This window comes from Frankia sp. AgB32, from assembly GCF_023243045.1.
GTDB lineage: Bacteria > Actinomycetota > Actinomycetes > Frankiales > Frankiaceae > Frankia.
This window is the reverse complement of sequence record NZ_JALKFX010000015.1, coordinates 1-12,796: the sequence shown is the minus strand read 5'-3', so window position 1 is coordinate 12,796 and position 12,796 is coordinate 1. Positions and strand designations below refer to the sequence as shown.

The 12,796-nt window shown below is 73.8% G+C and carries 11 protein-coding genes; 4 read left to right on the top strand and 7 right to left on the bottom strand.

Annotation, left to right across the window (positions count from 1 at the left end):
* Window positions 1-26: 26 nt before the first annotated feature.
* From MXD60_RS06910 to mscL, 3 genes are all read right to left on the bottom strand, one after another.
* On the bottom strand, window positions 27-1,454 hold the full coding sequence (locus MXD60_RS06910) for an RNA polymerase sigma factor (protein WP_248818140.1): 1,428 nt from the start codon (window positions 1,452-1,454) through the stop codon (window positions 27-29).
* 408 nt (window positions 1,455-1,862) lie between these two features.
* Window positions 1,863-3,005 carry a S1C family serine protease gene (locus MXD60_RS06905; protein ID WP_308222390.1) on the bottom strand — a complete coding sequence of 381 codons (1,143 nt, stop codon included), beginning with the start codon at window positions 3,003-3,005 and terminating at the stop codon, window positions 1,863-1,865.
* A 605-nt stretch (window positions 3,006-3,610) separates the two neighbouring features.
* The gene (mscL, locus tag MXD60_RS06900; protein WP_248818138.1) at window positions 3,611-4,006 is read right to left on the bottom strand and encodes a large conductance mechanosensitive channel protein MscL; all 396 of its coding nucleotides are present in this window, start codon (window positions 4,004-4,006) and stop codon (window positions 3,611-3,613) included.
* Window positions 4,007-5,496: 1,490 nt separating this feature from the next.
* On the opposite strand from mscL, the gene MXD60_RS06895 reads away from it, so the two are divergent.
* Entirely contained in the window at window positions 5,497-6,309 is an 813-nt protein-coding gene (locus MXD60_RS06895; protein ID WP_248818137.1) for a hypothetical protein, read from the top strand.
* A 60-nt stretch (window positions 6,310-6,369) separates the two neighbouring features.
* Here MXD60_RS06895 and MXD60_RS06890 read toward each other — a convergent pair whose 3' ends face one another.
* From MXD60_RS06890 to MXD60_RS06880, 3 genes are all read right to left on the bottom strand, one after another.
* A complete protein-coding gene (locus MXD60_RS06890) occupies window positions 6,370-7,455 on the bottom strand; it encodes a CE1 family esterase (RefSeq protein ID WP_248818136.1) in 1,086 nt (361 codons plus the stop codon).
* Window positions 7,456-7,482: 27 nt separating this feature from the next.
* Window positions 7,483-7,842 (bottom strand): hypothetical protein, encoded by a 360-nt coding sequence (locus MXD60_RS06885; protein WP_248818135.1) that lies wholly within the window; start codon window positions 7,840-7,842, stop codon window positions 7,483-7,485.
* A gap of 263 nt (window positions 7,843-8,105) precedes the next feature.
* Complete coding sequence (locus MXD60_RS06880) at window positions 8,106-9,134, bottom strand: hypothetical protein (RefSeq protein ID WP_248818205.1); 1,029 nt, start codon at window positions 9,132-9,134, stop codon at window positions 8,106-8,108.
* 120 nt (window positions 9,135-9,254) lie between these two features.
* On the opposite strand from MXD60_RS06880, the gene MXD60_RS06875 reads away from it, so the two are divergent.
* From MXD60_RS06875 to MXD60_RS06865, 3 genes are all read left to right on the top strand, one after another.
* Window positions 9,255-10,643, top strand: coding sequence for a cryptochrome/photolyase family protein (locus MXD60_RS06875; protein WP_248818134.1), 1,389 nt, complete (start codon window positions 9,255-9,257; stop codon window positions 10,641-10,643).
* 263 nt (window positions 10,644-10,906) lie between these two features.
* The gene (locus MXD60_RS29305) at window positions 10,907-11,260 is read left to right on the top strand and encodes a 2OG-Fe(II) oxygenase family protein (protein ID WP_248818133.1); all 354 of its coding nucleotides are present in this window, start codon (window positions 10,907-10,909) and stop codon (window positions 11,258-11,260) included.
* Window positions 11,261-11,293: 33 nt separating this feature from the next.
* A complete protein-coding gene (locus tag MXD60_RS06865; protein WP_248818132.1) occupies window positions 11,294-11,488 on the top strand; it encodes a hypothetical protein in 195 nt (64 codons plus the stop codon).
* Window positions 11,489-11,549: 61 nt separating this feature from the next.
* On the opposite strand, the gene MXD60_RS06860 is transcribed toward MXD60_RS06865, so the two are convergent.
* Window positions 11,550-12,266, bottom strand: coding sequence for a L,D-transpeptidase (locus MXD60_RS06860; RefSeq protein WP_308222389.1), 717 nt, complete (start codon window positions 12,264-12,266; stop codon window positions 11,550-11,552).
* Between the last annotated feature and the right edge of the window lie 530 nt (window positions 12,267-12,796).

Genomic DNA, 12,796 nt, shown 5'->3' with positions numbered 1-12,796 from the left:
GCCGGCTGGACGACCTGCGGGACCGGCTAGACGAACTGCGGGGACAGCAGGGCGCCCGGAACCGTAGACGTGCCGGATTCGGTGGGAGCAGTGATGCTGCCGCCGACCGTCGCAGGAGCCGTCGTCTGCGTCGAGGTGGCCGACCGGGTGGCAGGGGCCGCGTGCGTCGTCGGCGCCGTCGGCAGCGGAGCCCTGCTGGTCGGGGCGGGCACGTTGGTCGTCGGTGCGGTGACCGTCGGCGGGGCCGGTGCGGTCGGGCCGGGCGTCTGGGTGGCCGGCGCGGACGAGACGGGCGGGATCGACGTCGAGGGAACGACGGGTGTCGAGGCCGGCGCCGTCGTCGCCGGCGTTCCGGAGGGCACGACGGCGCGCTGGGTCGGGCCTGTCGGCGACACCGGCGGTGTTGGCCGCGGGCCGCTGGCCGCCTTCCCGATCACGGACGGGCGGACGTCCCGGGCGATCGGCTCGACGAGCCGCGGTTGTCTGGGCGTTCGCCCGCCGGGCGCAGTGGCTCGGCTGGTGAACGCACCGGCCACCGTCGGGGCGACGGGCTGCGTGGCCAGATCACGGCCACTCGGGGCGGCCGGCGCGGTCGATGGCCGCGCCACGGCCTCGGAGGGCGCCGGTTGGACGATCGCCACTCCGGACTCCGACATGAGCTGAGGATCCGAGGACGGCCAGTTCATCGCCGCGGTCAGCCCCGCCGCGGCCACGATCATCGCCGCTGCGGCCGCCAGCGCCGGCCGGCCGCGCCACACCATGGCGACCCGACCGTCCTCGGCGGCCACCTGGCCGTCGCCACCATCGGCATCCATCCGCAGCAGGGGCAGCGCACGCACCGCGGCGGCGGCTACCCGCGTCGGCGCGTCGGGGCGTTCGTCACCCGCAGAACCGTGACCTGGGGCATCGCGGGATGCGGGGGCGCCGGGGACAACCGGGTGGCCCGCCGTTGCCTTGACCAGGATGATCTTCGGCGTCGGTTCCGGCGTGGTCGCGGGCGGCGCGGCGGAAGGCGTGGTCGCGGCGGCGGACATGGCGGCCCGCCGGCTGGCGGCGGCCTCGGCGACGGCGGCGGCGCGATCGAAGGTGCGGGCGAGGCCAACCCGCAGGCTTGCCGGCGCCGGGGCCACCGAACCGACCAGCAGCTCTTCGGGCGGCACGCCGTGCGGCACCGGAATGCTGCGGGCCTGGGGGGATCCCGACCAGGCCAGGGCGCTGCCGCGGGCGAGTTCGAGCAGCCAGGAACGCAGCCCGGCCGGGTTGCTCAACGGGTTGAGACGGGTGCGTGCGACCAGGGCGAACGCCGTGCCGGCGGCCGCGCGCGCGACCGTCGGATCACCGAGGATCAGCAGACACATGGAGAAGACATCGTCGGCGTAAAGATCGTAGAGGTCGTCGAACGCCTGTCGATCACCACGGCGAACCCGGGCCACGAGATCCGCGTCGTCGTCCATAGTTTCGCTTCTCCCGAGGACTAGCGGCGGGCCCGGATCGGGGTCGTGGAGCCAATGCTAGGAGCCCGTCCACGCTAGGGGGTGAACGTTGTGAGGAATTTGTTGTCGTCGATTCGACAGCCGGTGTCACTTGACTAGGAAATGAAGCCGGGATCATCCGTCATTTGCCGTTGTCTGGCCGATTTGTGACGGAACGCCGCGCATCGACAGATGTGCTGTGTCGCTGACGAACTAGTCATAAGGGTAGCGGATGAATAGTCCGTCAGCGGGCGCGTGCGTAACTATGGAGCAGATCGGGCGGAACCAGCCTTCCACGCGACCACGGCTATTCGTGGCTGCGCATCGGATGGCGCCACGATTGCCTGGCGATCGGCGTGTCGGCGGCGAATCCGGTACGACGGCCGCCGATCAGGACGTCGGCGGTTGCAGGGCGAGCCTGGCCTTCACGGTGCTGGTCTGGCCGTTGCGGGTGTACGTCACCTCGACCTCGTCTCCGATGGCGTGCGAGCGCACCGCGGCGATCAGGGAGTCGACGTCGTTGACGGCGCGATCCCCCAACTTCGTGATCACATCGCCGGCGCGCAGGCCGGCGCTCTCCGCGGGCCCGCCGGAGACCATGGAGCGAATCTGCGCGCCGGTGCCGCTGGACGCCGTCGAGCGGGCGTTCTCGTTGGCGGTTGACGCGGAGACGCCCAGGTAGGGATGGGTGGCCTTGCCGGAGGTGATCAGCTGGGTCGCGACCGACTCGGCGTAGTCCCCGGGGATCGCGAAGCCAACGCCGATGTTGCCGGACTGCTGGGTGCCGCCGAACGGGCTGCTACCGCCACCGCCGACCGTCGCGATCGCGCTGTTCACTCCGATGATCTCGCCGCGGCTGTTGACCAGCGGGCCGCCGGAGTTGCCGGGGTTGATCGGCGCGTCGGTCTGGATCGCGTCGAGGACGGTGTTCTGCTGGTCCTGGACGGTCGCGTCGCCGGTGCGCACCGGACGGTGCAGCGCGCTGACGATGCCGGAGGTCACCGTGCCGTTCAGGCCGAGCGGGCTGCCGACCGCGACCACCAGTTCACCGATGTTCAGCGAGTCGGAGTTGCCGAACGTCGCCGCCGTCAGTCCGGACGCGTTGATCTTGACGACGGCCAGGTCGGAGCTCGGGTCTGTCCCGACGACCTGCGCGTCGAAGGTGCGGCCGTCCTGGAGGGTGACGGTCAGCGAACCGCCGCCCGAGGCGCCGGAGACGACGTGGTTGTTGGTCAGGATGTGTCCGTCCGACCGAATGATCATCCCGGAGCCGGTGCCGGACTCGCTGCTGGACTCCTCGGAGATGGTCACCACGCTCGGTAGGATCTTCTTCGCCGCCGCCGACACGGTGTCGGCCGCCGCCGGCGAGGTTCCGCCCGCGGTGGAGGTGGTGCGTTCCAGGCCGGCGGTGGTCACCACCGTGCTGCCGTTGTCGCCACCGGCGACGAGAGCACCCACTCCACCGCCGATTCCGGCCGACACCAGGGCGATCGCCAGCCCGGCGGCCGCCACCCGCCGCCGCCGCAGGGCCACCGTGCCGCCGCCGGCCGGGGACCGTGCGCCGCTGAGGGCCTCGTGGCCGGTCGGTGGGAGGCCACCGTCGGGGGTGTTCCACCGACCGGGCCACGGCTGCGCCCCGGTCGGGGGTCCATAGGAGGGGCCGATACCGCCGGGACCACCCGCGCCGGGAGGGGAGACCCCCGGGCCGGACGGGCCTCCCCATGGGCTGGGCTGGCCCGGGCCGCTCGGGCCGGTGCCGTACGGGGGCTGGGGCGTCGGGCGGGTCGGTGGATGGCCCGGCTGCGATCCGCCGTAGGGCGCTGGCGGGCCGGCGAGCGGCGACCCGGCGGGCCGATCGGACTGAGGACTGACGGGGCCGCCCGGCGGGGACTGTTCGGCCCTGGACCCGAACGCGCTGTCGGTGGGTGGGGCCCAGGGGGACGGCGAGTCGTGCCCGGCGCCGGACCCCTCCCGGCCGCCACCCAGCGGGGCGTCATCGGCGCTGTCGCTGAAGGGTGGACGCGGTGTCATGGTAGGCACTTTCCCTTGCTAGCCTGAGCGATTCCTGAATGCCAACCAACGTTCGGCTGAGTGGACCCGCGCCCACTCAGCCGAACGGTCGTTCCGGGGTCGGCCGGTCAGGAGCCGGACCGTTGCCCTGCCAGTAGATCACGAATCTCGATGAGCAGGCGGGCCTCGTCCGTCAGCACCGGTTCCTCCTCGGGCGGCACCTGGCCCCGTGCGCGCCGGTCGTTGAGGGTCTTCAGCGGGAGCACGACGACGAAGTAGATCACCGTGGCCACGGAGACGAACGCGATCAGGCTGTTGATGAACGCGCCGTAACGGAAGACGCTTCCATTGATCTTGAATGTCAGCGCGGAGAAGTCCGGCTTTCCGAAGATCGCGGCGATCAGCGGCGTGAAGATGTTGTTCACGAGCGACGTGACCACTGCCGTGAACGCGGTGCCGACGACCACGGCCACGGCCAGATCGACCACGTTCCCCCGCATGAGGAACTGCTTGAAGCCCTTCACCGAGTGTGCCCCCCCTTGAGGTGCTGGTGTGTGATGGGAGGATATCGGTGCACGTCAGTGCTGTCCGGCCAGGCTCTTATGTCCCTGATGGGCTGTTGTCAACCAGGTGCGCGCAACGTCCCGGCAAATCCGTGGTACACCGGTGGGACGAATGGACGCGTTCAGGGCTCGGGATCGGAGGTCGTCTGGTGACGGACGGTGCGCGACGGTCCCATTGGGACGAAGATCCCCGGCAGTCCGGCTATCGCGGCGCGGACCCCGATGACGCGTTTCGAGCCGGCGCCCCCTACCCGCCGAACGGCCGGCCGGAGCAGTACCCCTTCGGTTCGAGCGACCCCGGGACCGCCGAGCCCGACTGGCGGTACGGCCCGGATCCCGGCGGCCGCGATCCGTCGGTGACCGGCTCGTACGAGGCCGCGGCGGGCGGCCGAGGCCCGGCCGGCGACCCTTACGACCCCTACGACCGGGGATACGGTCCTGACCCGCAGTGGCAGCCGCCGAGCCCCCCGCCGAGCAGCCCCCAGGGGCTGCCGGGCCGGTCGGGTCCGGGGCCAGCCCCGGCCGGCGCCAGAGCTGCCGGGCCACCGGCGGCCGGCGCGCCGACGTCGGTGCGCAGAGCCCTGGTGCCGCCGGCGGGCGGCCGACGGCCCACCGGCCCGGCCTCGGCCCGCACGGGCGGACTGCCGGGCGATCCCGCCGGCCGTCCCGCGCCCACCGGTCCCGCCGGCCGTCCCGCGCCCACCGGTCCCGCCGGCCGTCCCGCGCCCACCGGTCCCACCGGTCCCGCCGGTCCCGCCGGTCCCGCCGGGGCGACGGCCGCCCGGCCCGGACCGAACGCGAGGTATGGGCCACCCGAGGGACAGCCCTATCCGGCGGCCGGCGCCGACCGCCGCCGCCCGCCCGCTGGGCCCGGCGACCCGAGTCTCCCAGGTCGGGCGAACCCGGCGGACCGCGGCGGCGCCCGGCAGGGCGGCCGGGTGGCGCCCACCGGTCCCCGCCGGGGCGGCCGACCCGACCAGCCGGAGACCGGCCCTCGCACCGGCCCCCGAGCTGATCGGACCGGGGGCACCGGCGCGCCGGGTGCCCCCGCGCGGGCGGGACGCGCGGGGACGGGCGTTCCCGGCCGGGGACCCACGGGAGCAGGCGGCCGTTCGGGGGTGGCACCGGCCCCTGACGAGACAGGCATGCTCCGTCGGCGGGGCGGCCGGGGCGCGCCGGGCCGCGGTGACGGTGATGGCACCGATCCCGGCCTTTCCGACGGGTCGGGCAGATTCGGCGGTGCCGGCCGGCCCGGCGGCGCGGATCTCGGACAGCGGCCGGGCGGACCGGCGCAGCGGGATCGGATCGACGGGCCCACCGGCCCGGGACGGCGCGCGAACCGATCCCCCGAGCCCTTCGACAACACCGGCGGGCGACGTCCGGGGGCGCCGCCGGCCGGTACCGGTCGTGGCCCCGTGCCGCGTCGCGCGGGCGGACCACTGACGGCGGCCATGGAGCGCGGCCGGCCGACGTCCGCGGTGGACATGGTCGATGACGCCGACGACCGGGACGACGACCTGGTGGACAGCCGGGGTTACGGCGGGCGTGCCGACCGGGCGACGGCGGCGGGCGACGCCGACTCCATGTCCTTCCTGCGTCGTCTCGGAGTCGCCCTCGTCGTGCTGGCCGTCGCCCTCGGCGTCGGGGTCGGGGCGGGCGTGGTGTGGGAGAAGATCCGGCCGAGCGGGCACACCGCGACGTCGGGCGGCGCGGCCACCCCGTCCGCGCCGGCCAGTCCAACGGTGGCCGCCACCGGCGGCACCGCCGCCGGCGGGGCCCAGAGCGCCGCCACCCCGGCCGCGGGCCAGGTCGCCGTCCCCGCGGACTGGGTCGCCTCCACCGACGCGGTACAGAAGGCCACTTTCTCCCACCCGCCGGTGTGGAAGCAGCGCCGGGACAACACCGGCATCTTCTACGGCGAACCCGGGACGGCGTCGGACTTCGGGCCGACGATGATCGGCGTTGCCCGCGTCGCGGGATCGGATGCCAACGCGGCCCTGGCGAAGGTGCAGGCCGGTGAGTTCGCCGGGGTGTCCGGACTGACGAAGAACCCGATCAGCGCGACCACGGACAGCAGCGGCCAACCGACCCAGGAGCTCACCGGCTCCTACACCCGGGAGGGCCAGCCGGTGTCCTACGCGATGCGGACGGTCTCGGTGAGCGGTGCGGTCTACGTGCTCATCGTCCGCGGAGCCACGAGCGCCGCAGCTTCCATCAACAGCCTCATGGGCGCCCTGCGCACCTCGTTCTCGCCGGCGGCCTGACGACCTCTCCGTCACCGCCAGTCGTCAGCGCCAGCAGTTGACGGGCGCCGCGAGTTCGAGTCAGAGCCGCGGTCCCGGTCGCGCCGAGCGCGCGGTCGCGAGCAGGTTCCAGATCACTCCGCTGGTGGCGAAGGAGTACGTGCCGGTTGCGGGCGGCCAGCCGTGTGCCATCCAGGGCAGCAGGAACTGCACCACCCGGGCGGAGGAGGCGCACTGCGTCTCCGCGCGCACGGCGACCGGCGCGGTGTCCGCCGGCGGGTCGGTGAGCTGGGTGGTGGTCAGCGGGTACGTGACCGGGCCGGCGGGAGCGGCGGGCACGCCGTCGGGGACCGGGGTCGGCGTCGCGGCGTGCCACGGCATGCCGTACCGGTCCGTCGGGACGAAGTCCGCGGGCTGGGAGGGCACCGGGCAGCGGTCCACCGCGCGGAACGTCGCCATGCTCTCCTCGACGGGAGTGATCGCCGTGTTCAGCACGGGCGACCACGGGGTGCCGCCGTAGGGCACGTGGCCGTCCGCGCCGCCGTGGACGACGACCAGCGTGACCGGGGCGGCTGGCTGGCACTGCGCCACCTCGCGGCTGCCGGCGACCACGGCGATGCCGGCGAGTTCGTCGCCGTGCTCGCAGGCGTACCGGTAGGCGAGCATGCCGCCGTTGGACAGCCCGACCAGGCTGACCCGGTTGCGGTCGATCGGGTAGTTCTCGCTGACGTGCGCGATGAGCGAGCGCAGGTAGCCGACGTCGTCGACGTGGCCGGCCTCGGCGGCGCCGCAGCAGGTGCCCGCGTTCCACGACTTGCCGATCCCGTCGGGATAGACGACGGCGAGGCCCTCGGTGCGGGCGAGTCCGTCGAGGTCCCAGTTCGCCTTCGGATCGGTGCCGTCGTAGTACAGGCTGTGCAGCGCGACGATCAGCGGGTAGGGCTTGGGGGTGCTCGGCGGCGGCAGCGTGAGCCGGATCGGCAGGCCGCGCCCAGCGCGCTCGAACGCGTCCGGCCCGGCCGTCGTTGTCGGCTCGGGGACCACTTGGCCCCGGCGGGACCCGTTCGCCACACCACAGCCAGTAATGGCCAGTAGCGCGGGAACCAGGACGGTGAGGAGCCAGAGCGCGACGACGCGGTGGCGGCGAACGGCTGGCACGGTGGCCATTGTGGCCCGCTGACCCGCTCGCGGGCGCTACCGGTGCCGGTGATTACTCTTCGTGTTGGAACTGCTGCGGGCCAGATCGCCCTCCGGGGCGCGGACCACATTGAGTCGCGGGCGCTCCGTCGACGTCGCGGCCACGGGCGGCGGAGCCCAGCGGCCCGCCGGGCGGGCTGCCGGCGGCGGGGTGCTTTCCGCGGCCGTGCGGTAGCGGTCGAACGCCTCCTGGGCGCGACTCTCCAGGTCGTCCACCAGCGCGAGCGATTCGCGAACCCGCCGTTCTCCCGCGGGCCCGGCGGCGAGCAGGTCGGACAGACAGTTGTCCACCGCGCGTCGTGCCGCCAGCCAGCCGAGGAGCAGCCGGGAACGCTCCATGTCCGAGAGCTCGTCCACCGAGATGTCCCTCCGCTCGCCACTCGTGACGTTGATGAGGCCGCTGCCGCGAAGATCGGTCGTGGGGAGATCGATCGGGCGGGTCTCCTGGCTGTGCCGGGTTTCCGGGATCAGGCGGTGTGGGTGGATCAGGTTGAGAGCCGGCCTGAGACAACCGGACCTCTCCCAGAGTGCCCCACCCGAGGGCCGAACGCGCCGTAGTTCGCCTAACGCGCACCCACTGGTACCTCCCCCAGACGGTAGAGGCGGGTGGGCGGCGTGGGTCATGGGGGTCCGTGCGTCGGGGGCCGAGGGGCAGGCGGCAGCGGGCCGGCTGGCCCTGGCGGGACGACGGATCCCGAGACCGGCTCCAGCGCAGTCGGTTTGACCGCGGACTCCCTGGCCGGCGCGGATTCGGGTTGGCGGGGTGGCGCGGGCGGGGCGGGCGGCGCGGGCGGGGCGGGCGGGGCGGCGGCCGGTGCCGGGACTGGTCCCGGGGCCGCGACCGGTGGTCCCGACGGTCCGGTTGGCATCGATTCGACCGGCACGTCCGGGTCGGTCGGACCGGCCGGCGCGTCGTCGGCCTGGCGCCCGTGATCGCCAGCGGCGGGACCGCGGCCAAGCCAGGCGTGCCGGGCCTGGGCCGCGGAGTTCTCGGCGTGCGTGAGGATCTCGTCCCAACGCGCCTGCATCGGCCGGATGAGACCGCCGCCCACCCCGACCACGACGACGCCGCCGACGGTGGCGAGGATGGCCCACAACAGGGGAGTGGTGACCGAGGTGGCGAGACCGACCTCGTCCAGTCCGGCCTTGCCGAAGGCGATCAGGAGCACCGCGGCAACCGTGTCGGCGGCGGCCCGGGCGTAGCCGAGGTCGCGCAGCGCCTCGCGGACGAAGGTGCGGGCGAGCCGGGCCAGGCTGACGCCGAACATGATGATGGCGCCCGCCACCATGGTGTGGAGCAGGAGGGCCAGCAGCTCGGTGACCGTGGTTTCGGCGGCGCTCGGCCCGAACACGCCGACCGCGACCCGCAGCACGGCCAGGTGGCCGAGGCCGGCCAGGACCCGTAGCGCGCCCGTCCGCAGGTCCGCGGCGGGCCGGCGCAGCAGCGCCGGCAGGCCGCTGCGGTCGAGCGCGCGATCCACCCCGACCCGCGCCGCGAGGGCCGCGAGCAGGCGGGTCGCGGCCTGGACCAGCCCGGCGCCGACAACGCAGATGGCGATGAGGACGCCGACCTTCGGGCTGGTCTCGGCGATGTGTGACCAGGCGGCCGAGAGGCCCCGGTCCCACGCGACGGCGGCGGTGACCTGCACGAGGCGACTATAAACCCTCGGTTATCAGATCGTTACTTTGAGCAATCGCTGCCGGTTCGGTGTTTCCGCCGGCCAGGGTGTACCAGGCGGCGGCGTGCGGTCCGGCTACCGTCAGCCTGCATGACGGTGTCGGTCTGCTGGCTACGGCGGGATCTACGGCTCGGCGACAACCCGGCGCTGTCCGCGGCGGCCCGGGACGCGGACGAGGTGCTCGTCCTGTTCGTCCTGGATGACGCGCTTCGTCGGCCGGCGGGCGCGGTCCGGGTCGCCTTCCTCTACCGCTGCCTGCGTGAGCTGGACGAGCGGCTGGCCGGCCGGCTGTGCGTGCGGGAGGGCGACCCGGCGCAGGTCGTCCCGGCGGTGGCCCGCGACGTGGCGGCTGCCGAGGTGCACATCGGCGCGGACTACGGCCCCTACGGAAGACGCCGGGACGACGCGGTCGAGGACGCGCTGCGCGCCGACGGCCGCGGTCTGGTCCGGACCGGGTCGCCCTACGCCGTCGCCCCCGGCCGGCTGCACACGGCCGCGGGGACTCCGTTCCGGGTCTTCACGCCGTTCTACCGGTCCTGGACCGCGCACGGGTGGCGCGACCCGCTACCCGAGCCGCGTGGCGTCCGCTGGGCGCGGGCGGACTCGGTCGGCATCCCCGCTGATCCGGACATCGGTGCCGTCGACCTGCCGCCCGCCGGTGAGGCGGCGGGTCGCGAGCGGCTCGCCGAGTTCCTGGACGGCCCGCTGCACGGCTATGCCGACCGGCGCGACATCCCCGGGGAGAACACCACCTCCAGGCTGTCGACCTACCTGAAGTACGGCTGCGTGCACCCGCGGACGGTGCTGGCCGGGCTCGCCAGGGTCGCCGGCGAGACGCGCCCGGCCGCGAACGGCCGTCCAGCCGCGAAGGATGTTGAGAAGTTCCGCTCCGAGCTGGCCTGGCGGGAGTTCTACGCCGACGTCCTCGCCGCCAACCCGGCCTCGGCCCGGGAGGACCTGACCGATGCGCTGGCCGCGATGCACTACGACGAGCCAGGGCCCGAGTTCGATGCCTGGAAGTGGGGCAACACCGGCGTTCCGATCGTCGACGCCGGCATGCGCCACCTGCTCGCCGAAGGGTGGATGCCCAACCGCGTCCGCATGATCGAGGCTTCGTTCGTGTGCAAGGACCTGCACGTGCACTGGACGCACGGGGCGCGGTGGTTCCTCGATCTCCTGGTCGACGGCGATCTGGCGTCGAACAACCACGGCTGGCAGTGGACCGCGGGCACCGGTACCGACGCCGCACCCTACTTCCGGGTGTTCAACCCGACCTCGCAGGGCCGCTCCTACGATCCGGACGGGACCTACGTGCGCCGCTGGATACCGGAGCTGCGCGACGTGCCGAAGGCGAAGGTGCACGAGCCGTGGACGCTGCCGGACGGCCCACCGCGGGGATATCCGACGCCGGTCGTCGATCACGCGGCCCGGCGGCGGGCGGCGCTGGCCCGCTACGAGGCCGCGAGGCAGGGCCGGTAGGTTGATCCTGCGGCCGCCCGCCTATCCGGGCTGACTCGCGGGCCGCGGGGACCGGACTACCTGCGGCGGCGGGTTCGATGCTCCGGCGCAAGCGCGGCGCGTGTCGGAAATCCGACAGACTGGTTGTCGCGTCCAATGGATCCGACCCATGGTGATTGGCGACCCTTGTTCCAGGGCAGGGAGCCAGTGGGCAGGGATCTCCCGCTCGAAGCCCGGCGGAGAAGTGACGGGCTCCGCCGGAGGTGGTCGCGCCCGCGTGTGCTGTGGAGGGCAGGGCACGCGCGGCGCGCCACGTCCCCGTCGGCGCGCCGAACGGGTGGCCCGAGGAGATCGCCGGCCTGCGGGCGGCGGCGCTCACCTGTTTCGCCGTGAACACCTGTCCGGCCCGGCGGTCCCCGCCCGGCGTCCCGGCGGCGGCCGAGGAGGCCGAAGGTGATCGCGCCGAGGCGCCGGACCTGACGTTCCCGGAGCACACCGACCCGGGCATGCTGACCCTGCTGCACCAGCGCGGTGACCACCCCGGTCTGCAGGTCCAGGACCTCGATGGAGCCTGGCTCGCGGTGCCGGTGGACCCGGCCGCCCCGGTCATCAACATCGGCGACCTGATGACCAGGTGAACGAACGACCATGGGCCGTCGGCCCGGCACCGGGTGGTCGCCGCGACCGATCCCACCGCGACCAGAGCGTCCATCGCGACCTTCCACCTGCCCAACGTCGACGCCGTCATCGCACCGATGGACCGGTTCGTCGACGCGACCGGCACCCACCACCAGCCGGTGACGCCGTTCGTCTGGGAGGAGATGTTTCTCGCCCGGACCCGCCGCCCGCCCGCGGCGCGCCGCTGACGCACCTTCGAGCTGCTTGCTGGCGGCTCAGACGACCTGGCGGCTCAGACGACCTGGCGGCTCAGACGACGATGTCGACCGGGGTGCCGAGCGGGACGGTCTCGGCCAGGTGGGTGATCGCGTCGTTGCTCAGCCGGATGCAGCCATGGCTGACGTCCTGCCCCAGCAGGGTCGGATCGTTCGTGCCGTGGATACCGATCACCGGCTGGTGACCGTCGAAGGAGGTCATCGACGTCGAGTAGCCGCTCAGCCCGAAGGCGTACGGCCCATAGATGCCGCTCGGGTCCGGCGGTCGCAGCAGCTCCGTCAGATAGAACCTGCCGCCCGGCGTAGGCGTGTCGGACGTGCCGATGGCGACCGGCACCTGGGCGACCTGCGCGCCGTCGTTGTACAGCTGGAGCAGATGGCGGCCGCGGGAGACCACGATCCGGTACGGCGTCTCACTGGCCTTGACCTGGTCGGCGCGCACCCAGCCGGTACGCCCGTTGGGCTGGACCGGCAGCAGCACCTGCCACCAGCCCGGCATCTTCGCCTGCACCAGGAACACCCGGCTGACGCCGTTCTCGTTCGGGCTGGCCATCGTGGACGAGGGCTTGGAGTCCGTGGGCGAGTCGTAGATGTCCACGGTGGCGACGGACGCGGTCACGATGACGCTCGTGCCCTGGCCCAGGCCGGCCACGGCCGCCAGCCGGTTGCGCACCTGGGGCGTCAGCTTCGTGTCCGCGCTTCGGCTGCCGTCGCCGTGACCGCCGCAGCCGGAGACCAGGGCGGCGGTCACGGCAGCCAGGATGAGGCCCGCGGTGGTCCGCCTGCCGGCTCCTGTATCACTTGGACGACGCAGGCAATCACGGACCGCGAAAAGCACCTGCGCGTGCCTTCCGCCGGCCGGGGTGACCCGGCGGAAGGCCGCGACCATCGGATGGGACAACATCAACCCGTGTAATGCGGCTGAGCTGGAACGGCCCCGGGGCCGGCAGGTGTCGCCGTCGGAATCCCACCGGGCGAGCCGCCTCCGGGCGAGCCGCCGCCGGGTGTTCCGCCACCGGGCGAGCCGCCCCCAGGCGTGCCGCCGCCGGGTGTGCCTCCGCCCGGGACTCCGCCGCCGGGTGTTCCGCCGCCGGGCGCTCCGCCTCCGGGAACGCCCCCGCCGGGCGTGCCGCCACCGGGGACACCGCCACCGGGGACACCGCCACCAGGGGTGCCGCCGCCGGGTGTTCCGCCGCCGGGTGTTCCGCCGCCGGGTGTGCCTCCGCCCGGGACTCCGCCGCCGGGTGTTCCGCCGCCGGGCGCTCCGCCTCCGGGAACGCC